General features: G+C 65.1%; 22 protein-coding genes and 1 pseudogene. 14 read left to right on the top strand and 9 right to left on the bottom strand.

Features of this window, described 5'->3' with window-relative positions; genetic code table 11:
• Nucleotides 1-339: 339 nt before the first annotated feature.
• The 6 genes from B1A87_RS07640 to B1A87_RS07615 form a co-directional block, all read right to left on the bottom strand.
• Complete coding sequence (locus B1A87_RS07640) at nucleotides 340-624, bottom strand: hypothetical protein (RefSeq protein WP_078029443.1); 285 nt, start codon at nucleotides 622-624, stop codon at nucleotides 340-342.
• 541 nt (nucleotides 625-1,165) lie between these two features.
• Nucleotides 1,166-1,897, bottom strand: coding sequence for a hypothetical protein (locus B1A87_RS07635; RefSeq protein ID WP_185982276.1), 732 nt, complete (start codon nucleotides 1,895-1,897; stop codon nucleotides 1,166-1,168).
• A gap of 629 nt (nucleotides 1,898-2,526) precedes the next feature.
• Complete coding sequence (locus B1A87_RS07630; RefSeq protein ID WP_078029445.1) at nucleotides 2,527-3,489, bottom strand: metal ABC transporter solute-binding protein, Zn/Mn family; 963 nt, start codon at nucleotides 3,487-3,489, stop codon at nucleotides 2,527-2,529.
• A 319-nt stretch (nucleotides 3,490-3,808) separates the two neighbouring features.
• A complete protein-coding gene (locus B1A87_RS07625) occupies nucleotides 3,809-4,108 on the bottom strand; it encodes a hypothetical protein (protein WP_078029446.1) in 300 nt (99 codons plus the stop codon).
• Nucleotides 4,086-4,448, bottom strand: a complete 363-nt coding sequence (locus tag B1A87_RS07620) for a helix-turn-helix transcriptional regulator (RefSeq protein ID WP_260680744.1) — start codon at nucleotides 4,446-4,448, stop codon at nucleotides 4,086-4,088. Before B1A87_RS07620 ends, B1A87_RS07625 begins: the two co-directional genes overlap by 23 nt.
• A gap of 266 nt (nucleotides 4,449-4,714) precedes the next feature.
• Nucleotides 4,715-5,101 carry a Fur family transcriptional regulator gene (locus tag B1A87_RS07615; protein WP_078029591.1) on the bottom strand — a complete coding sequence of 129 codons (387 nt, stop codon included), beginning with the start codon at nucleotides 5,099-5,101 and terminating at the stop codon, nucleotides 4,715-4,717.
• Nucleotides 5,102-5,413: 312 nt separating this feature from the next.
• Between B1A87_RS07615 and B1A87_RS24615 the strand changes: the two genes are divergently transcribed.
• Genes B1A87_RS24615 through ykgO form a run of 3 tightly spaced genes read left to right on the top strand, consistent with a single transcriptional unit; the run spans nucleotide 5,414 to nucleotide 6,662 of the window.
• Nucleotides 5,414-6,115 carry a hypothetical protein gene (locus B1A87_RS24615; RefSeq protein ID WP_313902458.1) on the top strand — a complete coding sequence of 234 codons (702 nt, stop codon included), beginning with the start codon at nucleotides 5,414-5,416 and terminating at the stop codon, nucleotides 6,113-6,115.
• Between the two features lie 8 nt (nucleotides 6,116-6,123).
• On the top strand, nucleotides 6,124-6,543 hold the full coding sequence (locus B1A87_RS24610) for a GTP-binding protein (RefSeq protein ID WP_313902503.1): 420 nt from the start codon (nucleotides 6,124-6,126) through the stop codon (nucleotides 6,541-6,543).
• Nucleotides 6,540-6,662 (top strand): type B 50S ribosomal protein L36, encoded by a 123-nt coding sequence (gene ykgO / locus B1A87_RS07605; RefSeq protein WP_078029447.1) that lies wholly within the window; start codon nucleotides 6,540-6,542, stop codon nucleotides 6,660-6,662. Before B1A87_RS24610 ends, ykgO begins: the two co-directional genes overlap by 4 nt.
• A gap of 850 nt (nucleotides 6,663-7,512) precedes the next feature.
• On the opposite strand, the pseudogene B1A87_RS07600 reads toward ykgO, so the two are convergent.
• The 3 genes and pseudogenes from B1A87_RS07600 to B1A87_RS24930 all read right to left on the bottom strand — a co-directional run bounded on the left by B1A87_RS07600 (nucleotide 7,513) and on the right by B1A87_RS24930 (nucleotide 10,608).
• Nucleotides 7,513-8,750, bottom strand: a pseudogene (locus B1A87_RS07600) (APC family permease).
• Nucleotides 8,751-9,007: 257 nt separating this feature from the next.
• Nucleotides 9,008-10,150 carry an FAD-dependent oxidoreductase gene (locus B1A87_RS07595; protein ID WP_078029448.1) on the bottom strand — a complete coding sequence of 381 codons (1,143 nt, stop codon included), beginning with the start codon at nucleotides 10,148-10,150 and terminating at the stop codon, nucleotides 9,008-9,010.
• Between the two features lie 8 nt (nucleotides 10,151-10,158).
• Nucleotides 10,159-10,608 (bottom strand): transcriptional repressor, encoded by a 450-nt coding sequence (locus tag B1A87_RS24930; RefSeq protein WP_139362902.1) that lies wholly within the window; start codon nucleotides 10,606-10,608, stop codon nucleotides 10,159-10,161.
• A gap of 678 nt (nucleotides 10,609-11,286) precedes the next feature.
• Between B1A87_RS24930 and B1A87_RS07585 the strand changes: the two genes are divergently transcribed.
• The 11 genes from B1A87_RS07585 to B1A87_RS07535 all read left to right on the top strand — a co-directional run bounded on the left by B1A87_RS07585 (nucleotide 11,287) and on the right by B1A87_RS07535 (nucleotide 24,548).
• Nucleotides 11,287-11,367, top strand: coding sequence for a potassium-transporting ATPase subunit F (locus B1A87_RS07585; RefSeq protein WP_260681030.1), 81 nt, complete (start codon nucleotides 11,287-11,289; stop codon nucleotides 11,365-11,367).
• A gap of 7 nt (nucleotides 11,368-11,374) precedes the next feature.
• Entirely contained in the window at nucleotides 11,375-13,042 is a 1,668-nt protein-coding gene (gene kdpA / locus B1A87_RS07580) for a potassium-transporting ATPase subunit KdpA (protein ID WP_078029451.1), read from the top strand.
• On the top strand, nucleotides 13,039-15,165 hold the full coding sequence (gene kdpB, locus B1A87_RS07575) for a potassium-transporting ATPase subunit KdpB (protein ID WP_078029452.1): 2,127 nt from the start codon (nucleotides 13,039-13,041) through the stop codon (nucleotides 15,163-15,165). Before kdpA ends, kdpB begins: the two co-directional genes overlap by 4 nt.
• 12 nt (nucleotides 15,166-15,177) lie before the next feature.
• On the top strand, nucleotides 15,178-15,777 hold the full coding sequence (locus tag B1A87_RS07570; RefSeq protein WP_078029453.1) for a potassium-transporting ATPase subunit C: 600 nt from the start codon (nucleotides 15,178-15,180) through the stop codon (nucleotides 15,775-15,777).
• 44 nt (nucleotides 15,778-15,821) lie between these two features.
• Nucleotides 15,822-18,473, top strand: coding sequence for a DUF4118 domain-containing protein (locus B1A87_RS07565; protein ID WP_078029454.1), 2,652 nt, complete (start codon nucleotides 15,822-15,824; stop codon nucleotides 18,471-18,473).
• On the top strand, nucleotides 18,470-19,144 hold the full coding sequence (locus B1A87_RS07560; RefSeq protein WP_078029455.1) for a response regulator: 675 nt from the start codon (nucleotides 18,470-18,472) through the stop codon (nucleotides 19,142-19,144). Before B1A87_RS07565 ends, B1A87_RS07560 begins: the two co-directional genes overlap by 4 nt.
• Nucleotides 19,145-19,375: 231 nt before the next feature.
• Complete coding sequence (locus tag B1A87_RS07555; RefSeq protein ID WP_078029456.1) at nucleotides 19,376-21,355, top strand: amino acid transporter; 1,980 nt, start codon at nucleotides 19,376-19,378, stop codon at nucleotides 21,353-21,355.
• A gap of 892 nt (nucleotides 21,356-22,247) precedes the next feature.
• Nucleotides 22,248-22,598 carry a PadR family transcriptional regulator gene (locus B1A87_RS07550; protein ID WP_078029457.1) on the top strand — a complete coding sequence of 117 codons (351 nt, stop codon included), beginning with the start codon at nucleotides 22,248-22,250 and terminating at the stop codon, nucleotides 22,596-22,598.
• 2 nt (nucleotides 22,599-22,600) lie between these two features.
• Nucleotides 22,601-22,969, top strand: coding sequence for a DUF1048 domain-containing protein (locus B1A87_RS07545; protein ID WP_078029458.1), 369 nt, complete (start codon nucleotides 22,601-22,603; stop codon nucleotides 22,967-22,969).
• A complete protein-coding gene (locus B1A87_RS07540; RefSeq protein ID WP_078029459.1) occupies nucleotides 22,966-23,787 on the top strand; it encodes an ABC transporter ATP-binding protein in 822 nt (273 codons plus the stop codon). The genes B1A87_RS07545 and B1A87_RS07540 overlap by 4 nt, the downstream gene beginning before the upstream one ends.
• Entirely contained in the window at nucleotides 23,784-24,548 is a 765-nt protein-coding gene (locus B1A87_RS07535; protein ID WP_078029460.1) for an ABC transporter permease, read from the top strand. The genes B1A87_RS07540 and B1A87_RS07535 overlap by 4 nt, the downstream gene beginning before the upstream one ends.
• Nucleotides 24,549-24,851 lie beyond the last annotated feature (303 nt).

Raw genomic sequence — 24,851 nt, 5'->3', positions numbered from 1 at the left:
AATCGCAAATCCTATGCCGCATATGAGGTTGCTGCTATTGCATTCCCCTGACAACACGTGAGCAACACCTGTCGCGCACTGACAACTGCACTCCCACCTGGCCAAAGGTCAGCACGGAGGCGCTTCACGCCGACAGAATACCTGGTCAGGTCCTTTCCCTGCCGCAACCACAAAGAGGCCCCGTTATTGTCTCGGATCGCGATACATCTATACCCGTCCCACTTGGCCTCAAACGCTAACGTTCCTGGCAGTGCGCCCGCCCGGGGCATCTTGGTGACGGCTCTGACTAGGGCGACTTTCACCGGCGGGGTAAGCCCCGCTGGCAGTCCCGCACCGACTCTAGAATCCGTCATCGAGGCCTTCGAGGGTGTCGACTTCGACGGCGTCCAGCAGTTCGGTGGTGGTGTTCCCGGTGGTTCTGGCGAGTTCGTCGAGGGCGATGAACCCGGTGCGGGCCAGGGCGATGGCCAGCTCCGCCAGATACTCGCGCCCGTTGCGCTGGACGAGGTCGTCCAGGACCGCGTGCATGTGCCCGGTGAGCTCGGTGGGGCCTTCGGCTTCGTCGGCGGCGATGCGCAGCAGCGTCAGTGCTGCCAGGCGAGGGTCGTCGTAGATGAGTCCCATGGCCCCACACTACGCAGCGGCGTCCTCACTGTCAGTGATGGCCTCCAGAAGCCACTGCTCCGAGAGCGGGTCGCGGCGCAGCTCGAAGGTCCGCAGCGGGGCTGCGGTGCTGTGGCTGATTATCTGCCCTCCACTAGCGTTATGGCTTGTCAGCGCCGGGCGCCGCTGAAAGGCACGTTAGTCACGTCAGGGTCGGACCTTCCGTTCCTGCGTCTAATTGCCGGGCTGGCGATGGAGAATCTAGGTGCCTGTGTCTGCCTGGCGAAGGCACTTTTCTGTCGTGGCAGGCAGGTGATGGGAGTGTGGACATCGCGCTTCGCTCTGTGCCATTGGCAGGGGCTGGCCCCGCAGATCGTTCTTCGCTGGCACCTCCGTCAAGACCCTGTGTCGTCCCCTAAATCAGCCAACCCGCCCGCCTCGTGGAAAAGACGAATGCCTTCGGCCCGAACCGGCAGCGACGACATGAACCCGATCGATGCAATGGCCAGCGGCCGGGATGACTACCGGTAAAGATGACGGGAACCGGAAACCGTTAGTCAGGTTAGTAGAAGCGCATGGGTGATAACGCGCGGGGCGGATCCGCCGGATCCGGCGGTTTCGGCAGATCAGGTGGGTTCCGCGGTTTCGGCGGTGCTGGAGGCGTCGAGGGGAGGGGGAGGCACGGGTAGTCGTAGTCGAAAGGTCCCGCGGTGAATTGCGTCAGGGCAACGGTCCCGCCGGATGTGAGCGGCGAAGAGGAACAGTAGGCCCGCGCTGAGGCTTTTGATGTTGCCCCGGCGATCCAGCTCTTGAGTTTGTTCAGGTTGCTGCCGGGGTCAACCGTGCCGGTGATTTCGCCGAACTGATACATCGTGGAATAGATACCTACTTCTGCGCCGATGCTCTGCAGATATGTCGTCATGCCCTCCAGGTCTGCGGTGTTGGCTGCAGGGTCCGGTGACCAGCTGTTCCCGGTTTCCACATCCAGCCACCACATACGGTGTTTGGCATCGGTGACGCCTCGGACGTTTACGTCGTCATAGGCCATGGCGTACCCGTAGATGTAGGCACAGGCCGCGGTGTCGGTGCCGTCGCACTTCCCATAGGGGTTGCTGACGTTGGCGCCCTGATAGGCGTTTGATGTGGGCCACCACGAGGCCGCTGCGGATCCGGGATTGGCTGTATTGACATAGAGCGCGACAGGTGGCTCTTTGGCCGGATCTGAGGTGCTGGCCGCCCAGGTCAGTTGCATGGCCAGACAGGGGTTGGTGGTATTCGGCCGCCCGCCGTTCACGCCGATGACTGCGAATCCCCGGGGTTCCGGAATGTCCCCGCCGCACTGGGGCCAGGAGATGTCGTTGCCCAGCACGGTGTGGTCCGGAGGCGGGGAACCCCCAGTGGTTGCCGCCTGGGCTGGGGTAACTTGCAAAGCTAACAAAAGGCAGGCAATGACGAGGGTTCTTGCTGCTTTCATCGGTGCCCCGGCAGCAGTGCGGTCAGAACTGCAATGGTCCCTGGGCAGGGAAGCACTTCGCCGCCGAGGATGTGCCCGGCTCCGGCCGGGGACGTTGCCATGCCCGTGATAAGGACCGCGGGGAAAAGGCGCAATGAGCCGTGAAAATCCATCTGTGCCTCCTCCCCGTAGAGCCCAGACCGCTGTGACAACTCCGACGCTACGCAGGGCAGCGTGGGAAAACCTTGGCCCATGACGGCTATTCGTCCCCGAGACCGCCCCCGGATTAGTGGTCCGCCCGCTGGGTCGCGTCCCATCTACAGGTGACGGAACGCCAAGGCCGTTGGCGACATCACCTCCGGCGCAGCGGACCCCGAAACTGCGGCCAAGGCCCTTGCCACCCTCCGCTCCATCCTTGGCTGCTGAAGCGACCGGAACTGGCACGGCAACGCACTGAGTGGCAGCTTGGTCTAGGGTTGCAGGGCCTTTTCGACGTGGTCGACGTTGGCGCTCATCCATTGGAGGTAGTTCTGGCCCTCGGGGAGGGTTTCGGTGAAGTCGACCACGGGGACGCCGGCCGCGGTTGCGGCATCCTTGAGTTTCTTGGTTTGTGGGCCTTCTGTCTGGTCGTTGTAGGCGAGCATCTTCACCGCTTTGCCCGAGATCAGGTCCAGGGTCTTCTGCAGAACGGGGACGGGGACGTCCTGGCCGGCTTCGATGGCGTGGCTGTATTCTTCCGGGGTCTTGTTGACCAGGCCGGCCGCGTCGAGCAGGTAGAGGGGGACCGGTTCGGTGATGGCGACCGCTTCGCCGCCGCGGCGCGCCTTCAGCGCGGCGGTGCGGTCCTTGAGCTTGCCGAGCTCGGCTTTGAACCGGTCGGCGTTGGCGGCGAACGAAGACGCGCCGGCCGGGTCGACGCGGGCCAGTTCCCCGGACAGGGTGTCCGCGAACGTGGTCATTGCCTCAAGGTTGTACCAGAGGTGTTCATTGAATTCCGGCGTCCCTGAGGCGCCCTGGCTGGCTGTCCCGGTTTGGGGTGCCAGTCCGGAGAGTTTGGTGACGTTGATGACCTGTTGGTCGCCGGCGGTGTTGTCCGCAGCGAGAGTGCTGAAGAAGTCGTCGTATCCGCCGCCGTTCTCGATCAGGATCCTGGCTTTGGAGACGGTGAGCTTGTCCTGAGTGGTCGCCTGATAGGAATGGGGATCCTGGGATGCGCTGTGAATGATGGGAGTGACGTGGACCCTGTCCCCGCCGATGACGTGGACGATGTCCCCGTAGACATCCGTCGACGTGGCCACCTCCACCGTTCCCGTTCCGGTCGGCGCGGACGCCTGTACGGTGGAACTGCAGCCAGCCAGCAGCAGCATTAGCGCCGTTCCTGCCGCCGCCACAAAAGCCGCCGGACGCCGCCGGCCGTGAATTTCGTCCTGCATCTGATAAGCCCTATCTGTTATTGAGAATCAATCGCGTTAACCATACAGGATGAGGACTTCGGTACTGCGGCGGCGGAATGTCCGCGTGCGTCTTCCGTGGCCGGAGTCCGTTATGTGCTCATTTCAGCCGCCTCGATGATCGGCCCGCCTGACGCTCAAGGATGGCCAGTGCCGAGGGGTCGCAAGCGCTGGGAGCCTGCGTGTCACAGGCCTTTTGCAGGGTTCACGGAGGGACGGGCTGACAGCCAGAGGGGTGAGCAGAAAGCGCCCATGGGAAAGGCTCCGGGGGATCTCCCCGAAGCCTTTCCCATGGGTGTTGTTAGTGTTCGTCGTAGTGGCCTTCGTGTTCGGCATGGCGGTGTCCGTCGTGAATGAAGTCCACGTGGTCACCGTGCTGGACCTTTTCGTGAGTGCAATCCGGGCCGCCGTGCTGGTGCTCGGCCGGCGTGTGCTCGGCCGGATCGTCGTGTTCGTCGTAGTGGCCTTCGTGTTCGGCGTGGCGGTGTCCGTCGTGGATGAAGTCCACATGGTCACCGTGCTGGACGGTCACGTGTGTGCAGTCCGGGCCGCCGTGCTGGTGCTCGGCGAGAGTGTGTTCAGCCTTGACTTCCTCGGTCATGTTCCTTCTCCTTCGCGGGCGCCGGAGGGGCCGGTGCCTGGCTTTCGTGGCTGTGTGCGATGGCGTCTTGGATGACACGGGCCACGTGATCATCGGTCAGGGAATAGATGATTTCGCGTCCTGACCTGGTCGCCGTGACCAGATTGATCCCCCGGAGCAGCCGCCAGTGCTGGGAGACCAAGGGCTGGGACAATTTCGTTGCCCCAGTCAGTGCGCTTACAGACGAGGGCTCGTGGGCAAGCGCGCACAGGATGAGAAGCCGCGATGTGGGGACAGGGCCTTGAACAACTCTGCCGCCCCCGAAAGGGATTCCTCGGCAATCACATAGAAATGTAAGCATCTTCTTATGTGTGGAGCAATGCTTTCCGCATTCGTGGCTGAGCCGGGTCCGGCCGGGTAAGTCCGACGGGCGAGACCACCCCGGGGTGGCCAATTGGCCATCGCGCTGCCCGCCAACCCTGCCCTTCCCGTCTGCGGCAAGGCTCTGTGGGGGGCGGTACAGAGCCTTTTGGCATTACGTACGGACGACTCCTGGCAATGACGCCCCGTCGGCTTACCTGAGCGCGCCAATATATGGCCGTACGCATGCTCCTCGGCAGGCCCGACTTAGGCGAGGCCGGTTCCTTCGCAGCTTGCACAGATTCCGAGGAGTTCGACGGTGTGGGAGACGGCGGCGAAGCCGTGTTCTCGCGCGGTGCGCCCGGCCCAGCGTTCCACCGTGTTTTCAGTGACTTCAACCGTGTGTCCGCACAGGCAGCAGACCAGGTGGTGGTGATGTTCCCGGCGCTGGCAGCGGCGGTAGCGGGTTTCGGTCTCCTGGGTTCGCAACGCGTCGACTTCGCCCTCGTGGGCCATGGACTGCAGAATCCGGTAAACGGTGGCCAGGGAGACCGATTCGCCGTCCTCGCGCAGCATGGAGTGCAGCTGCTGGGCGCTGCGGAATTCCGATGTCCGCTCAAGCGTCCTGTTCAGGGCCGAGCGCTGGCGGGTCATCCGCTCCACCTTAGGTCCCTTCGTGCAGCCGGACGTCGTCCTCGGCGTCCAGGGGGTCCCTGGCCTGCGCGAGGCGGGTACTGGGTTTCATAACACCGCCAATTCTCGGCTAAATGAGAATCAGTGTCAATTAGGTTCGGGCATGCCTGACCGGCGCGGATCGGTGCTCTTGAGCGGCTCAGCTGTCCGGATCGGGGCTTTTGCGCCTGTCGGCAATTGTGTCGTTCATGGGCTGGGGCAGCGCTGAATGTCGAGGGGGAGCGCGGGGGCGCCTGTTGCAGATGAGAATGATTCGCATATAGAGTGGTTGTCATGCAAGTAACTGTTGTGAGCTCCCTGGATGTTTTCAGCCGCCAGAAGGCATGCGCGGCCCTGGCGGCAGACTCCCCGGGGGCCATTGTCGTTTTCCACGATCTCTTGGAAGACGGGCTCGTCATCCGCAGGACCTTCCAGGAGGGCCGGCGCCTCGAGCGGGAAGAATCGACCCTGGAACACGGATGCCTCAGCTGCACCGTGCGCCTAGACGTCGTACCCACGGTGAAGAGGCTGCTGAAGGCAGGTTCCCGCCTCATCCTGGGTTTGCCCCCGGCCGTGGCTGGCTCGACGGCCGTGCACGCTCTGCTGAGGGGCCTCGGGGGCGCGTTCACCATTGATTCGGTGGTGCTGGCTTGCGCTCCGGATGCCGTGGAGGACCAGATCTGGGACCACCACACCCTGTTCGAGTCCGGCTTCACTCCCGTTCCGGAGGATGACCGGACGCCGGGGGAATTCCTCATGGAGGAGCTTTCGTTCAGCGACACCGTCCTGCTGGCCGACCCGGCTCTTGTGCCGGTTGATCCGGCAGCACGTGCCCGCGGAGTCCAGCTGATCAATGAGTTGGCCCCGCACGCGGCGGTGACCGAAAGCGCGGGCGACGTCCCGCCCGGCCGGCACAACCTCGCAGAGGCGGCGGCACGCACCGTCCCAGGTTCGGTGCGGATCCCGCCGAATCTTCCTCGCCCTTCACCACGGTAGTCCAGCGGATTGAGCGGCCCCTGCATCCGGGACGTTTCCGCCACGCCCTGGCATCCCTCGCTGAAGGATCATGCTGGCTTCGGGGGAGGCTCTGGGTGGCATCAGCGCCGGATTGCAGGATCGCCGTTCAGGGCATCGGGCCCCGGGTCTGGCTGGAGAACACGGGCCCTTGGCAGGCGGAACGGGAGCCACTCCGCGCGGCTTTTCCCGCGGATGATCCGGATGCCGTGCTCGATTGGCACCCCGTATTCGGCGACCGCGGAACGGTCCTGGCCGTCACCGGCGATGATGTCGACGACACCGAAATCGCTGCGCTGCTGAACGCCTGCGAACTGACCGAAGCGGAGATGGCCTCCAGCCCCGGCACGATCAAAGACCCCTTCGACCTGAACCGGACCACCGAAACAACACAAAGGAGCAACTCATGAAAGTACGGAACTCGCTGCGGGCGCTGAAAAAAATACCCGGAGCCCAGATTGTCCGCCGCCGCGGCCGCACCTTCGTCATCAACAAGAAAAACGCGCGGATGAAAGCCCGCCAAGGCTAGCCCAGGCGCTCTCCCGCGCACCTGTGACCCGTCGAACGGAGACCAGCTTGTCGGCCCCCTCGCAGTTCCTCATACCGGTGTCTTGCCGGGCTCCCGTTGTCCACTATCGGCCAGGGAGCCGCGGCGCCCTGCACCTGCTGACGGAAAACGCCGGCCCTTGTCGCCGTTTCCCGTCAGCGGGAACGCTCCCGTGCATCCACTGGCCGGACAGCCCCGCCGGTCCGGCCCGAGGCGGTGCCCCGGGTGCTTGCAGGATGGACGCACTGCAGCGCGTGAAAGGAATGACTTCGTGCCCAAAAGCAAAGCACGCCCGAAAGCCAAAAAGAAAACCAGCCGCGAACGGGATGATCGACGGACAGGAACTGCACCGTGTGCCGACCGCTGCTGTCCCTCGCCTTTACCTCCAGCGGGCAACGGCCCGTCCCGGGAACGCTAATCGCCGGGCGCGCAAGCTCCCGCTTTGACAGCTTTACTGTCAAAGCCAGCAAAGCCGAAAAGCAACGATGTTCCACAAAAGGTCGTGTTCCTTGGATCGCCCACGGAACTGAAACTCAGTCACCCAGGGATAGCTGCGCGGACAGGACTCGTGCATCCAGGACCCGATCACAACAAGTCCCATAGACCCGCAACAGACCCGGAGGCCTCAATTGTCACTGATGGACTCCAGAAGCCACTGTGCGGCGAGCGGATCCCGCCGCAGCGTCAACGTACGCAGTGCGGAGCTGGAGCCGAGGCGGATTATCTGCCCTCTGGGATCGTTTGGGCTGGTCAGTGACAGATGGTGCCGAGAGCCATGTTGGGGACGTAGGGAGTTGTTGCGGCGACGAAGACCGGATGGGCAGCTGCGTTCTTAGGGTTCGTGCATAGCCTCCCGGCGCAGGCGAAGGACGCGGTAGAGGGTGCCTGCACCGAACATCACCAGTCCGGCGATCACTGATTCGACGGGCAGTGTCGCTACCAGGAGCACGCAGGCTAGGGCGCCGACTGCCTGCAGGGCCTTGGGATAGCGGCGGTTTTCGCCGGTCTGGGTGAACGCGGCGAGGTTCGCGATCACGTAGTAGATCAGGACCCCGGAGGAGGAAAAGCCGATCGCTCCCCGGAGGTCAGCGACGCTCATGATGAGGCAGATGACGGCAGCGAGGACCGTCTCGGCCCGGTGCGGGACCTTGAACCGGGGGTGGATGGCCGACAGCCACCGGGGCAGCTCAGCTTCGCGGGCCATGGCCAGGCTGGTGCGGCCCAGCCCGGCGATCAGTGCCAGGAGCGCGCCTAGGGCGGCCAGTGCGGCTCCGACCCTGACGATCGGGGAGGCCCAGTCCCAGGACCCGGCGCTGACGGCGGCCGCCAGCGGGGCAGGGGTGCCGGCGATGCCGTCGGGGCCTAGAACGGACAGGATGCTCACCGCGATGATGGCGTCGACGGCGACAGCAATGCCCAACGCCAGGTTAATGACTTCTTCGCACATGGTGGCGATGCGGGTGTAGCCGGCGAAAGCGAAAAACAGAAGGCCGGCGGATTGCAGGATCCCGTACCACCCGTGGGAGAGCAGGCCGCCGTCGATCAGCCGCAGCGGGTCCGCGGTTCCGGCCCCCCCCCACATGCGGCGACGACGATGGCCAGGGAGGCCAGCACGGCGACCACGATGATCCGGGTCAACGCCGCCGTGCGGGTGACACCTCGAGAATTCACTGCGGCGAGCAGGATCACCGCGGCGATGGCGACGGGCCGTTCCCAGCCCGGCGGCGCCGCCTGGCGGCGAAAGTCAGGGCCATGGCCGCGCTGCTGGCGGTTTTGCCGATCACAAAACCCCATCCGGCCAGGAAGCCGGACCAGGGGCCCAGCCGCTCCCGCCCGTAGACGTACGTGCCGCCGGAGGTTCGATACTCGGCGGCCATCTGGGCCGAGGCCGTGGCGTTGCAGTAAGCGACGACAGCCGCGACCAGAAGGCCGATCAACAGCCCTGACCCGGCCGCCTGGGCCGCGGGGGTGAAGGCTGCGAAGACCCCGGCACCGATCATCGAACCGAGTCCGATGACAACGGCATCGAACGTGTTCAGCCTGCGGGGTCAGACCTGGATGGTTGCTCAACTGCGAGCCTTTCGAAATACTCAAACCGCCGACCCGCCCCGGGCCGCAGTTTCCCACTGTAAGCCTGCTTGCAGTCCGCGGTTCACCCGGCAGGCTGGCCGGTGGCCGACTGCCTGCGCCTGCGGGGGTTCAGGCGGTGGGCGTGTACGCAGCAAAGTTACAGTTGTCTCCCTATGCGATACGCCGCATGGCGAAGAGCAAACCCAGTAGTTGAACTGAGGCAAGCGGCTGGGTCAATAAGGGGTGGTTCACCCCTATCATTGAGCGTCGCTCGAAGGTGCGGTTCGCCGCTTGTTCCGAAAGGGGAGCGCGTTCAACGCCGCATTGCGCATCGTGATGCCCGATCGGGTCTTGGGTACGAGGAGGCGCGATGCTATGCCGGCGCCCCGTTGTAGCGGTCGCACGTAATTGCGGTGCGTGTGTTCATAGCCGACGAAGGCGGCGGTGTGGTCGTCCGGGTGGGCGGCAAGCGCGTCGGCGAGGGTCTTGGCTCCGACGATCGCGCTGCTGGAGCCTTCACCGAACAGCGAGATGCAACTCGCCGCGTCACCGAGCAGCACCACGCGGCCGGCAGTCCACTGCGGTACGTCCACGCGAGTGACAGCGTCGAAGTACCTATCGTCGGACGCGCCCCATTCCTTGAGCGCGAGCGTGGTGAGCCACCCGCCTCCGGCGTAGGTGGACTCGACGAGGCGTCTGCCTTGGTCCGCTTCGCGGTAGTCGACATCGTGGTGCCCACGGAAGATGAATGCGAACCCGGGCTTCCCACCCGCCGGATGGATGGTCAAGGAGGTTCCCGGTTCGTTGTACAACAGCACGGTGCGCGGATCCTCGATCGGCGCAGGGGCGCGCACGGTGCCCACGAACATGCCGAATGGGCGGGAAAAACGTTCTTCGGGGCCGAATGCCAAGCGTCGAACGGTGGAGTGGAGTCCGTCGGCTCCGACGACCAGGTCGAAGCGACGCGAAGGGGTCCGCTGAAACTCGACGTCGATTCCGCCGCCGTCCTGGTGCAAGGCGGTGATCGAGTCGTCCCGGATGACGAGGCTGCTCTCCCGGGCCTTCTCGAGCAACAGGCCGACGAGCTCATTGCGTGTGACCTCGACCTCCTCATGGCGGTCCACACGCTGGCGCGTGCGGATCGTGGCCTGTGGCCGCCCGTCGGCGTCGACAAAGACCAAGCGTTCGACACCGGTGGCAGCCTCCTCCAAGCGCGACCAGATGCCCATTTGCCGTGCAATAGCGACCGCACCTCCGCGTACGTCGATAGGGTTGCCGCTAGATCGTGTGTCGGCCGCCCGTTCCACGATCGTGACCGACCAACCGGCCTTCGCCAGCCAGTACGCGGCGGTCGAGCCGGCGATGCCGCCACCGGAGACCAGTACGCTGCGCTCCACCATGCCCCCATTCAAGCACTCAACACCAGAGGTAAGTCCGCATCGCCCGGGGATTCCACGTCGGGAACCCCATCTGGATCGAGATGCGTTCTCCGACGCACCTGCTTTACGACCTGAATTCCCGCGGGCGCCGGCGCTGTGGTTTGGTTGCGCCTCGATGGGCAGGGCGATGGCCCGAGGACGCGCCCTTTGCTGCCGGAGTCGCCTTCGATATTGCTTGCGGCTAGACAGGCCCCTCTCAGGCGCGCCCGGTGCCTTCGCAGCTGGCGCAGATTCCGAGGAGTTCGACGGTGTGGGAGACGGCGGCGAAGCCGTGTTCGCGCGCGGTGGCCGGCCCAGCTTTCCAACGCGTTTTCAGTGACTTCAACCGTGTGTCCGCAGAGGCGAGAGGCTAAGTGGTGGTGATGCTCTTGGCGTTGGCAACGGCGGTAACGGTTCTCGGTGTTCTGGGTTCGCAGCACATCGACTTCCCACTAGAGGGCATGGATTGCAGGATCTGGTAAACGGTGGCCAGGGAGACCGACTCGCCGTCCTCGCTGGCGTGCAGCGGTACCACCGGTGAATTAGTGCATGTCCAGGTGCTGGCGGCGTTCGAAGTTGACACAGACGCCGCATTCCAGGAAGGGGCGCCGGCGACCCTGGAGGACGCTGTTCAGGTGGCGGGTCGCATCCTGGCTCGCAGGGCTTGACGGGCGCGCTGGCGCACGGGCACTGCTCGCGCCACGGATCGGTGCCGACAAGCTCATCGAAGGCGGCAGAAAGCCGGAGGATGAATTATCCGCACCTACGTCAGGCCACACATCCGGCTCCGGAGGGAGACGAGGTTCCGCACGTGACTCATACGGCGCTACTCCGGGCCGTGTGGGCCAGCGGGGCAGATGCGTAAAGAGGCCATCAATATTTGGGTCTGCGCCGTAAAGATAGCGTCAAAACGGCCGTTTGGGGCGGATTTCGGGAGTTGACTGGCCATATCCGCTGTGGATGGTTTGGTGAAAGGACTTTGTGATGGCTGATGTGGCTGTCGTTGCGATTCTCGTAGTGTCTATGGGTTTCGTGGTGTGGATTGGCGAGTTGGTGTCCAAATTGGTCGGCGGCCTGGGTGACGGGACGGGGACGGGCCGGTGACTTTCGATGCCGTGATGTGGCTTGTTTTGCTGGCCTCTGGCCTGGCTTTGCTCGGGTATCTCGTCGCCGCCCTGCTGCACCCCGAGAAATGGTGAGCCCGATATGACATTCAATACTGTTTCGTTCCTCGTTCAGGTCGGTGTCCTGATCCTGGCCCTGGCCCTGCTGCACAAACCGCTCGGGGTCTATATGACTGGCGTTTTCACCGGCACGACAAGCACCCGCCCTGAACGGTTGTTTTACCGGCTCGCGGGCGTCGACGCCGGCGCCGACCAGAAATGGTCTGTTTACCTGCGCAGCGTCCTGGTCTTTTCGGCCGTGTCGATTCTCCTGGTGTTCGGACTGCAGCGCCTTCAGGGTGTGCTGCCCGGCAGCAACGGCCTGTCCGGGGTCGACCCGTGGGTCGCGATGAACACGGCCATTTCCTTTGTCACGAACACGAACTGGCAGACCTACGTGCCGGAGGCGACGGTCGGGATTTTCGTTCAGATGTGCCTGCTGGCGGTGCAGAACTTTCTCTCGGCCGCGGTCGGCATCGTGGTGGTGCTTGCACTGATCCGGGGCATCACCCGGACCCGGACGGACCGGCTGGGAAATTTCTGGGTCGATTTGGCGCGGACCTCGTTCCGTCTTCTGCTGCCGCTGGCCGTCCTGGCGGCCGCTGCCATGATGGCCGGGGGAGTGGTCCAGAACTTCTGGGCCACCGACGTGGTCAACCAGGCCACCGGTGTTCACCAGAGCATCCCGGGCGGGCCGGTCGCTTCACAGGAGGCGATCAAGATCCTGGGCACCAACGGCGGCGGCTATTTCAACGCGAACTCCGCCCATCCGTTCGAGAACCCGAGCGTGTTCATCAGTCTTTTCCAGGTTTTTCTGTTGCTGCTCATTCCGTCCGCGCTGCCCTACACGTACGGGCGGATGGTCGGGGACCAGCGCCAGGGCTTCACGATCGCCGCGGTCATGGGTTCCCTGTGGCTGGCATCCACCGCCTTCATGGGGTGGGGTGTGGCGGCCGCGCAGGGAAGCGCCACGGCCGCGGCCGGTGGGCTGGGGGAGGGTTTCGAGCAACGCTTCGGCGCCGCGCCGAGCGCCATCTACGCGGCCGCGACCACCCTGACTTCCACCGGCGCCGTGAATGTCGCGCATGATTCCCTGCCGCCGTTGGTCGGCGGGACAGCGATGTTGAACATGATGCTCGGTGAGGTTGCTCCCGGCGGCACGGGGTCGGGCCTGTACGGCATGCTGATTCTGGCCATCATCGCGGTGTTCATCGCCGGTCTGATGGTCGGGCGTACCCCGGAGTTTATGGGCAAGCGGATCGGCCCGCGGGAGATGAAGCTCGCGGCGATCTACATCCTGGTCACCCCGGCCCTGGTTCTTGCCCTGACCGGCCTCACGGTCCTTCTCCCGGACATAGTGGCCAATGCTCCATCCTCCGGACCGCACCAATTCAGCGAGATCCTCTACGCCTTCACCTCCGGGGCAAACAACAACGGTTCGGCCTTCGGCGGCATCACCACGTCCGGGCCCTACCTCTCCGCCCTGCTGGGCGTGGCGATGCTGCTGGGCCGGTTCCTGCCCATCGTCCTGGTGTTGGCCCTGGCCGGATCCCTCGCCCAGCAGCGAGGCATCCCGCAATCCTCCGGGACCGTGCCGACCCACGGGTGGCTGTTCGGGTCCCTGCTCCTGGCGGTAACCGTGATCCTCACCGCACTCAGCTATTTCCCGGCCCTGGCCTTGGGGCCCCTGGCAGAAGGACTCCTCCGATGACCCCGCAACGGGCAGACCTCCTCGTACCCACCCTCGCCGACGGCAACCCCCTCGGCACCCCGGGCGAACACAAGCACCACACCAAGAAGCCGGCCCGGCTGACCCTGGCCTCCGTACTGGAGGCCCTCCCACTTGCGGTCCGTAAACTCGCACCGCGCCAGATGGTCCACTCACCGGTCATGTTCACCGTCCTGGCCGGCGCCGTCCTGTGCACCCTGATTTGCATCGTCCGGCCCACGTTCTTCGGCATCGCTGTGACCGTGTGGCTGTGGCTCACCGTCCTGTTCGGAACCCTCTCCGAAGCGATCGCCGAGGGCCGCGGCAAGGCCCAGGCGGACAGCTTGCGCGCCAGCCGGCAGGGCGTGATCGCCCACAAACGACTTCAGGACGGCTCCACGGCGGATGTCGCCGGGACCGATCTGACGAAGGGGGACCTGGTGGTCTGTGAGGCAGGGGACACCATCCCCTCCGACGGCGAAATCATCGAGGGCCTGGCCAGCGTGGACGAATCCACGATCACCGGAGAATCGGCCCCCGTGATCCGCGAGTCCGGCGGGGACCGCTCCTCCGTCACCGGCGGCACCAGGGTCCTGTCCGACCGCATCGTCATCCGCATCACGGCCGAGGCGGGACAGACCTTCATCGACCGGATGATCAAACTCGTCGAAGGCGCGGTCCGGCAGAAGACACCCAACGAAATCGCGCTGAACGTGCTACTGGTCTCCCTGACCATCGTCTTCGTCCTGGTCACCATGGCCCTGGCTCCCTTCGCCGCCCTGGCCGGAGCAACACCGTCGCCCATTGTCCTGGTCGCACTGCTGGTCTGCCTGATCCCGACGACCATCGGCGCCCTCGTGCCGGCCATCGGGATCGCCGGCATGGACCGGCTGGTCCAGCACAACGTCCTGGCCACCTCCGGCCGCGCCGTCGAAACCGCGGGCGACATCACCACCCTCCTGCTGGACAAGACCGGGACCATCACCTACGGCAACCGCCGCGCGGTGAATTTCTTCCCCGCCAACAACATCGGCCGGACCGCACTCATCGAAGCTGCCCGGCTCTCCAGCCTGGCCGATGACACTCCCGAAGGACGTTCGATCGTGGATCTGGCAGCCGATAAGGGCGTCGCGGGCCAGGACCTGGCCGGACTGAGCGGCGGTACGGAAGAATTTGAGGTGGTCGCGTTCAGCGCCAGCACCCGCATGAGCGGACTGGACCTGGACGGCCGTATGATCCGCAAGGGAGCCGCCTCCGCCGTGAGGGCGTTCGTGGCGGACCGTGGCGGTCACACGCCGGCAGAGGTAGACCATCGCGTGGGGGAAATTTCCGCCCAGGGCGGCACGCCCCTGCTCGTGGCCCAGGTCGATGCCAGCGGCGGCGCCGAGGTCCTGGGGACCATCCACCTGGCGGACGTCGTCAAACCCGGGATGCAGGCCCGCTTCGCCGAGCTGCGAAAAATGGGCATCCGTACGGTCATGATCACCGGCGACAACCCCGTCACCGCCCAAGCGATCGCCGTCGAGGCCGGAGTCGATGACTTCGTCGCCGAAGCGACCCCGGAGGACAAGCTCGCCGTCATCAAGAAAGAACAAACCGCCGGGCGGCTGGTGGCGATGACCGGAGACGGCACCAATGACGCCCCTGCCCTTGCCGCAGCCGACGTCGGCGTCGCGATGAACTCGGGCACGCCTGCCGCCAAGGAGGCCGCCAACATGGTGGATCTTGATTCAGACCCGACCAAGCTCATCAACATTGTTGGTATCGGCAAGCAGCTGCTCATCACGCGCGGGTCACTGACCACGTTTTCTGTCGCGAATGACGTCGCGAAGTATTTCGCCATCGTACCGGCCCTGTTTACAGCGACGTTCCCCGGACTGGGCCTGCTGAACATCATGGGTCTGTCCACACCCGCCTCGGCCATCCTCTCGGCGGTGATCTTCAACGCCCTGATCATCATCGCCCTGGTCCCGCTCGCTCTGAAGGGAGTCAGGTACAAGGCCGTCTCGGCGCAGCAGGCCCTGGCCCGGAACCTGCTGATCTACGGACTCGGCGGGCTGATAGCACCCTTCATCGGCATCAAGATCATCGACCTTCTCATCTCTCTCATCCCCGGCATCGGCTAGGAGCAACGGACCATGAACACCCTCCTCGGATACCTCAGGCAGGCAGGAACCGCCGTCCGGTTCCTGGCCCTGGCAACCCTTGTCCTAGGCCTTCTTTACCCGGTTGCTGTCTTCGGTCTGGGCCAGGTCCTCGCCCCCGCCCAGGCCAACGGTTCGATCCTCAAGGACGCCGCCGGAAACCCGGCCGCCTCCACACGGCTCGTTCAGGCGCCGGCGGACGAAAAGGGCGTCCAGGACCAGAGATGGTTCCACGCCCGCCCGTCCGCCGTGAAATGGGACCCGGCCTCATCCTCGGCCAGCAACCTCGGACCCAACGACCCCAATCTGGCGAAGAACGTCGAAGCTGCCAGGGAAACCGTCGCGGCAGCGGAGGGCATCGACCCGGCACGGGTGCCTGCCGACGCGGTCACCGCCAGCGGCTCCGGGCTGGACCCCTCCATCTCAGTGGCCTACGCCCAACTCCAGGTCCCCCGGATCGCAGCCGCACACCGGCTCAGCGACAACGAGGTCAAGGCACTGGTGGAGCGGAACACCACCTCCGGACTGGAAGCCTTCCTCGGCCAGCCATCGGTGAACGTCACCACCCTCAACCTCGACCTCGCCACCCGCTAAGGGCCGGCACAAACCAACAGGCCCACCAGTGAAAGAATGACGGCATGGTACGTGGAACGCTGCGGATCTTCCTCGGGGCTGCCCCCGGGGTCGGCAAGACCTTCGCCATGCTCGAAGAGGCCCAAGGCCTGCAGGCCAAGGGCCACGACGTGGTCATCGCGCTGGCGATGGACCACGGGCGCGCCGCCACCAGGGCACTGCTAGACGGCTTGGAGGTCGTCCCGCCCAAGATCCTCACCTACCGGGGCTCCACCTTCGAAGAGATGGACATTGACGCGGTCCTTGCCCGCAAACCCGCCACGGCGATCGTGGACGAGTACGCGCACTCCAACATCCCGGGCAGCCGCCACGAAAAACGCTGGCAGGACATCGAAGAACTCCTGGACGCCGGGATCAACGTCCACTCCACGGTGAATGTCCAGCATCTGGCCTCCCTCGGTGATGTGGTCAGCGCCATCGCCGGCGTAAAGCAGTCCGAGACTGTTCCCGATGACATCGTCCGGCGGGCAGACCAGATCGACCTGGTGGACATCTCTCCGGAACTGCTGCGCCAACGCCTCAGCGAAGGCCAGATCTACGCCGCCGACAAGATAGACGCGGCACTGTCGAACTATTTCCGGCTGGGAAATCTGACCGCGCTCCGGGAACTGGCGCTGCTGTGGCTGGCAGACAGGGTGGACGAGGGGCTCTCCCGCTACCGCGCGGAAAACAACATCGACGCGACCTGGCCTGCCCGGCAGCGGATCGTGGTGGGGCTCACCGGCGGCCCGGAGGGTGAAGTGCTGATACGCCGCGCCGCCCGGGCCCTGACCCGGGTCAGCGGCGGCGACCTGCTCGCCGTCCATGTCCGGGACTCGGACGGCGTCACGGCCGAATCCCCCCGGTCGCTGGAGGCCCAGCGCCAGCTCGTGGCGGACCTCGGAGGCAGCTACCACACGGTCGTCGGGGACGACGCGGCCCAGGCGCTGCTTGACTTTGCCCGCAGCGTCAACGCCACCCAGATCGTCATCGGCGTTTCCCGGCACAAGGCCATCACCCGGTTTTTTGCCGGCGCCGGCATCGGAGCACGGGTCGTTCGGGGATCCGGGGACGTTGACGTGCTCATGGTCTCCCACCCTCTGGGAGCCCAGGGAACAGGGCACCGACCGCGCGGGGCGCTGGGCCGGGCACGGGTCGGAGCCGGATTCGCCCTGGCCGTCCTCTTGCCGGTCCTGCTGCAGCTTGTGCTCGGACTGAGTCCTGAACACAATGTGGCCACCGCCGCGCTGCTCCAGCTGACCGGCTCGGTCGCCGTGGCCCTGGTCGGCGGATTGTGGCCGGCGCTCCTGGCCGCCCTATGGAGCAGCCTGCTGGTGAACTACTTCTCCACCCCTCCGGTGGGCACACTCACGATCAGCGACCCGCAGAACGTTCTCGCCCTCCTGATATTCGTCGGAGTATCCGCCGCTGTGGCCCTGGTCGTGGACCGTTCCGCCCGCCGATCCAAGGAGGCGGCCCGCGCGCGCGTCGAAGCCATCACCCTCGGTGAATTGGCCCGCGGTGCCGTGCGCTCCGCCGATTCGCTGACCGCACTGCTGGAACAGGCCGTGGACGTCTTCCAGGTAAGCGGTGCTGCCCTTTTCACCGCAGAAACCAACCGCAACCCCGGCACCCCCGCCGGAGGTAACGCGTCATGGCACCGTGTTGCCGCTGCCGGCAAAAATCCACCCGGGTCACCGGCCGAGGCTGAAAATGTCGAACGCATCGACGCCGCAACCGCGCTTGTCCTCGCGGGCCGCACCCTGCCAGCCAGCGACCGGCGCCTGATGGGCGCGTTCGCCGCCCACGTGACCGCACTGCAGGAACGTCAACAACTGAACGTCAGCCGGCGGGAAAACCTCCGCCTGGCCGAGGGCAACACCATGCGCACCGCCATACTCCGCGCCGTCTCCCACGATCTGCGCACACCACTGACGGGGATCAAGCTCGCCGTCAGCAGCCTGCGCCAGACCGGTATTCGTTTCACGCCGGATGAAGAGGAGGAGATGCTTGCCACCATCGAGGACTACACCGACAGGTTGGACCAGCTGGTCGGGAACCTGCTGGACATGTCACGGATCACCAGCGACGCGGTCAACCCGCTGCTCCGGCCACTGCGGTGGTACGAGGTCCTCCCCGCCGCCCTGCGGGGCGTCCCCCCGGGAACCGTGCGGGTGGACCTGGCCCCCAACATGCCCGAAATCGACGCCGACGCCGGGATGCTCGAGAGGGTCATCGCCAACATCGTCGAAAACGCGCACAAATACGCCGCCGACTCGGACATCGTTATCGTCGGAACCGCCGGCGGCCTGGGCAGCGCCACCATCAACGGCCGGCCAACCGGTGAACTGCGGATCATCGACCACGGACAAGGCATCCCCGCAGAAAACGTCGTAGCAATGTTCAGACCCTTCCAAAGGCTCGACGACATCCCCTCCACCACCGGAGTCGGCCTCGGCCTGGCCGTGGCCAAAGGATTCCTCGAAACCATGGGAGGCACCCTCACCGCGGAGCAGACTCCCGGCGGTGGACTCACCATGGTCATCCGCCTGCCCCTGTCCACCGGCACACCCTGGGAGGGCACACCGGATACGGCCGCCACCCGGCCACAATCAGGACTCAAACCGTGGAAAAAACCGGAACTTCAACTGCCCGGAGAGGTGAGAAACAACCCATGACCTCGGTGCTGATCGTCGATGACGAGGCGCAGATCCTGCGCACACTTCAAATCAACCTCGACGCCCGCGGCTACACCGTCTACACCGCCGACGACGGGGCCTCGGCCCTGCACGAAGCCGCCCGCCACCCGGTGGATGTCATCATCCTGGATCTGGGACTCCCTGACATCGACGGGGTAGAGGTCATCCGGAGACTTCGCAGCTGGACCCCGACGCCCGTCATCGTCCTCTCGGCACGCCACGGCTCAGACGACAAAGTTGGCGCCCTGGACGCCGGGGCCGATGACTACATCACCAAACCCTTCGGCCTGGAGGAGCTCCTGGCACGGCTGCGCGCCGTGTCCCGCCGCACCGCCGAAGCCCATGAAATACCGGCCATCACCACCGCGGCATTTACCGTGGACCTTGCCCGCCGCCGCGTCAGCCGGGACGACCAGGAGATCCGCCTGACACCCATCGAATGGAGCATCCTGGAAATACTCATTCGCAACCCCGAAAAGCTGGTCACCCAGCAACAGCTCCTGACACAGATCTGGGGCCCCACCTACGTCAGGGAAACCCAGTATCTGCGCGTTTACATGGCGCAACTGCGGCGCAAGCTCGAACTGGAACCAGCCACCCCCCGACATCTGCTGACCGAAGCCGGCGTCGGCTACCGGTTCATCCCCTGACCGCAAGCAACCCTGAGACGGACGCCGCGCCGACGTCCATCACCCCCTGTCCGGTCACACGTGCCTGGGCGCAACCAGCTCCGGGGCCAGCCGGACGTGTCGGCTCACAGGAGGGTCGTTAAGAATGCGTTAGGCGGGCATCAAGAAAGCGTAAAGAGCGGCATCCCGTCGCTGGGGCGGTGTTACGGTCGGCAGTGATCGCGGCGCGGTGCGCTGCGCGGAAAGGCACAGATGACCACGTTGAGCAGGCCCCCCGCGGACCCCTCGGCCCCGCGGCCCACAGGAATGACCGCCTTGAGGAGCTGGCTCCTGTTCGGTCTCCAGGACACCAAGGGAATCCATCAGGGCCCCGGCGCCGTGAGCGACGCCCACTTGAAAAAACATTCGTGGTGGCAGGTCATGTGCCTGACCGGCGTCGACTACTTCTCCACCCTCGGCTACCAGCCCGCCATCGCCGCTCTGGCCGCCGGGGTAATTTCCCCGCTGGCCACCCTCGTGCTCGTCGCCGTCACGTTGCTCGGCGCTCTTCCCGTCTACCGCAGGGTCGCGGGCGAAAGCCCCCGCGGCGAGGGATCCATCGCGATGCTCGAACGCCTGATGCCGCGGTGGGGCGGCAAACTCGTCGTCCTGATCCTGCTGGGGTTCGCCGCGACCGACTTCATGATCACCATGACTCTCTCGGCCGCGGACGCCACCGCGCACCTGATCCAGAACCCCATTGTTCCGGGCTGGCTGCAGGGGCAGAACGTCCTGGTCACGCTCGTTCTGCTGGCTCTGCTGGCCGCGGTGTTCCTGCGCGGCTTCAAGGAAGCCATCGGCGTTGCCGTCACCCTGGTGGTGCTCTATCTGGGCCTGAACGTCGTGGTCGTGGCCGTGACACTCTTCGAGGTGTTCACCCACCCCCTGGCCGTCGGCGAATGGTGGCGGGCACTGTCTACCTCGCACGGTGACTGGTTCATGGTGGTCGGCATCGCACTGCTGGTCTTTCCGAAGCTCGCCCTTGGCCTGTCAGGCTTCGAGACCGGTGTTGCCGTCATGCCCCAGATCCAAGGCCGCCCGGGGGACACGGAGGAAAGCCCCGCAGGCCGGATCAAAGGCGCCCGGCGGCTGCTGACCAGCGCCGCGGTCATCATGAGCGCGTTCCTGATCACGACCAGCTTCATCACCGTCGTCCTGATCCCGGCCCAGGAGTTCGAACCCGGCGGACAGGCCAACGGCCGCGCCCTGGCCTTTCTGGCCCACGAATACCTCGGCATCGGATTCGGGACCGTCTATGACATCAGCACCATCGCCATCCTCTGGTTCGCCGGCGCCTCCGCCATGGCGGGCCTGCTCAACCTCGTCCCGCGGTACCTTCCCCGATACGGCATGGCCCCAGGCTGGGCCAAAGCCGTCCGGCCACTCGTCCTGGTGTTCACCCTGGTCGGGTTCCTCATCACCTTCCTCTTCGACGCTGACGTCGACGCCCAGGGCGGTGCCTACGCAACCGGTGTGCTGGTACTGATGACCTCAGCGTCGGTCGCCGTGACGCTGTCGGCCCGACGCCGGAAACAGCCCAAGCGCACAGTAGGCTTCGGAATTATCTCCGTGGTGTTCATCTACACCACCATCGCCAACATCTTTGAACGGCCAGAAGGTATCCGTATCGCCGCCGTGTTTATCCTCAGCATCATCGTGATCTCCCTGCTCTCCCGGGTCCGGCGGTCCTTCGAACTACACGCCACCCACGTCCACCTGGACCGGGAAGCCCTCGAGTTCATGTCCGAGGTGCTGGACGGGCCATTGGCCATCATTTCCCACGAACCGCTCAGACTGAGTGCGGAAGCATACCGGGAGAAGCTTAACTCGGCGATCGAGGTCAGCCACCTGCCCGTGGACCAGCGGCAGGCACTGTTCCTCGAAGTGATAGTGGACGATTCCTCCGACTTCGAAACGGAACTCGAAGTCCGGGGCGTAGTCCGCCACGGCTACCGGATCCTGGAAGTCCACGGACCGGTCGTGCCGAACACCATCGCCTCCGTACTCCTGCACATCCGCGACGTCACCGGGCTCATGCCGCACATCTACTTCCGCTGGACAGAAGGCAACCCCGTCATCAACCTCCTGAAGTTCCTGTTCCTCGGCGAAGGCGAGATCGCCCCCGTCACCCGCGAAGTCCTGCGCGAAGCCGAACCCGACGTCACCAAGCGGCCCTGGGTCCACGTCGGCTGACTACAGACCAGCACATGCCATCATCATGGTCCGGGGCGGCTTCGGAGGCGCCGGCAAGCCGTGAACCCACTAAAGCTGGAGTCCATTGGCCGACGTTTGGGGCCAGCCCCAGCAAGCCCAAGGGGCAGGGCTCTCCATGGGTCATCGGACGTCTGCCATGAACTGGGGGGACATGGGCGCTGCCCTGTTTTTCGTGGGAACAACCGGATTGGTGATCTGGCTTGTCGTTTCCCTCATTCGTTCAACCAAGTAGAGGCGGAGCTTGCCGATGGGCTGGCATCAAGGGGATGCAGAGGGTGGGGCGAGGTTCGCTGCGCCGCCGGACGCAGTGGAGGGTTACGATGGCCGCGGAGTGGAGGGCGCTGCATATCGGCCCCGGGCGGGCTACCTCTTCAGGGACGAGTCCGGAGCCACCTGGTGGATTATTTTCCAGATAGCTCCCGACTCGGGTTCCCACGGATCCAAAGTTCGTGGAGATGTCCTAGCCTGCAGCGCAGCCTACGACGAGCTCGTTCACGTGCGGGTGCTGGCTTCCGACGTGCTCCGTGTCGACGCTGATGCTGCATTCCGCCAGAACACACACCGTTCAGCTATGAGGAAGCTGCGGAGGTTGCCGCCAGTATCCCCCCAGCTGACACGTAGTTCCATCCCCGTGAGGGCGTAAGGCGACCTGATCTAACGGGCGGCCTGAGCCCGCGAGACAGACGCGAAACCTGGCGGAGGGGAGGTCGTCCGACCTCATGTGCCGTGCGCCTCATCGCGCACGGCACTCGTTCCCTTCCGGCGTCGGAACCCACAATCGGATCTGCTGCATCCGCCCCCTTGCGCCGTCGCTATTCAGTGTTACTATCTAGTGGTAGTCAGCAACACTAAGTAGTTGAGGGAGGGTTCCATGGGCAAGCAGATGACCGAGATGCTCAAGGGCACGCTCGAGGGCATCGTCCTCGCGATCCTGGCCGTGCAGCCGGCATACGGCTACGAGATCACGGCCCGGCTGCGCGAGCAGGGCTTCTCCGACATCGTCGAGGGCACCGTCTACGCGCTGCTAGTCAGGATCGAGCAGCGCGGCCTCGTGGACGTGGCGAAGGTCCCGTCCGAGAAGGGGCCGCCCCGCAAGGTCTACACGCTGAACGCACTGGGCGGCGAGTACCTCCAAGAATTCTGGAGGACCTGGACCTTCCTCGCAGAACGGATCGAACAGCTCCACCATCACATCGAACACCCGCAGGAAGAAGGAGCATAATCATGGCCGCAAGGTGGATCGAAGCCCTCACCGGGCCGCTCGAGCAGAAGAAGCAGTTCAGGCAGTACAAGGCCCGCATCGAGGCCCTCCCCGAGCCCTACGGCATCGCCGCGAAGGCGTTCGAGCGGTACTTCATGTACTACGGCGGCGTCACCGACGGCGACACCCTCGTCAAGATGTTCGGCGACTTCGCCGACCTCTGGGAGCGCGCCGCCGTCGACGGAACGCCTGTGAGCGCGATCGTCGGCGACGACCCGGTCGAGTTCGCCGAGACGTTCACCCAGGCCTACGGCGGTACGCAGTGGATCGATAAGGAGCGCGCACGCCTGGTGAAGGCGATCGAGAATGCGAAGCGGGAGGAGCGGAGATGACCACGGAAGCAGCCATCCGCGTCCAGGGCATCGAGAAGTCGTTCAAGGACCTGCACGTGCTGCGTGGCGTCGACTTCGACGTCAGGACGGGCAGCATCTTCGCGCTGCTCGGCTCGAACGGTGCGGGCAAGACCACGCTGGTGCGGATCCTGTCGACGCTGCTGAAGGCCGACGCGGGGACCGCCACGGTCCACGGCTTCGACGTCGCCGCGAAGCCCGGCGACGTGCGCGAATCGATCAGCCTGACCGGCCAGTTCGCCGCGGTCGATGAAGTGCTCACAGGCCGGGAAAACCTCGTGCTGGTCGCCAAGTTGCGTCACCTGAAGAACCCGGGTGCGATCGCCGAGGACCTACTCGCCCGCTTCTCGCTCACCGAAGCGGGGAACCGCAAGGCGGCGACGTACTCGGGCGGCATGCGCCGCCGCCTCGACATCGCGATGAGCCTGATCGGAAACCCGCCGATCATCTTTCTCGACGAACCGACGACTGGCCTCGACCCCCAGGCGCGCATCGAGGTGTGGCAGACCATCAAGAAACTCGCCGATCAGGGCACGACGGTGCTGCTCACGACGCAGTACCTCGACGAGGCCGAACAGCTCGCCGACCGCATCGCAATCCTGCACAAGGGCACGATCATCCAGAACGGGACCCTCACCGAACTCAAGCGACTCCTCCCGCCCGCCAAGGTCGAATACGTCGAGAAGCAGCCCTCCCTCGAGGACGTCTTCCTCGCCCTCGTCGGTGACACCGCTGAAACCGACACCGCCGACGACGACCGAACCTACGGCACGGTCCCGGCACGAAAGGAACCCCGATGACCACCCACGTCCTCGGCGACACCGGCATCCTGACCGCCCGCTCGCTGCGCCACATCCTCCGCAGCCCCGACACGATCATCACCACCGCGGTGACCCCGATCGCGCTGATGCTGCTGTTCGTGTACGTCTTCGGCGGCGCGATCAACACCGGATCCGACGAGTCGTATGTCAACTACATGCTCGCCGGCATCCTGCTCATCACGATCGCATCCGGCGTCGCCTACACCGCGTACCGGCTGTTCCTTGACATGCAAGGCGGCATCTTCGAACGCTTCCAGTCCATGCCGATCGCGAGGTCGAGCGTGCTCTGGGCGCACGTACTCACCTCCCTGGCCGCGAACCTGGTCTCGGTCGCGATCGTGATCGGCGTCGCGCTGATCATGGGGTTCCGCACCGGAGCATCGGTGGCCGTCTGGCTCGCGGTCGCCGGCATCCTGATCCTGTTCACCCTCGCACTGACCTGGATCGCCGTGATCGCCGGGCTCTCGGCGAAGACTGTCGACGGCGCGAGCGCGTTCAGCTACCCGCTGATCTTCCTGCCGTTCATCAGCTCGGCGTTCGCTCCCACCGACTCGATGCCCGGCCCGGTCGCATGGTTCGCCGAGAACCAGCCTGTGACGTCCATCGTGAACACCATCCGAGCTTTGTTCGCCCAGGAACCCGTCGGCAGTGACATCTGGATCGCCCTCGCCTGGCTCGTCGGCATTCTCGTCGTCGCCTACACCTTCGCGAACGCCATCTACCGTCGCAAGATCAGCTGAGGCCGAGCGCCGGGCCGCCCACCGGCGAAGGAGCGAGGCGATGAATTGCCGCAGACGTACGTCATACGGCCGCCGTGATTCAGTATGGGGAGGGGTCAAACGGGTTGCACTCCAGTGGGGACAGGGCGGTTTCCAACGATCGTCGCAACGGCTCGATTTTGAAGGCAACCATATCGCTTGATTACCCGTTGCCGGCATGACCGCGCCCACGACGACTGCCGGATTACAGCGCCGGAGAAGGTCCCGTCAGTGGCGCTTCATCGGACAGCTTCTACGGGAGCTCTGGTGGTGGGCAAACCGGGC

Origin of the sequence: Arthrobacter sp. KBS0703, assembly GCF_002008315.2 — a bacterium.
Taxonomy (GTDB): domain Bacteria; phylum Actinomycetota; class Actinomycetes; order Actinomycetales; family Micrococcaceae; genus Arthrobacter.
Note: the sequence above shows the minus strand (reverse complement) of the source record. Positions and strands in the feature narration are given on the sequence as shown.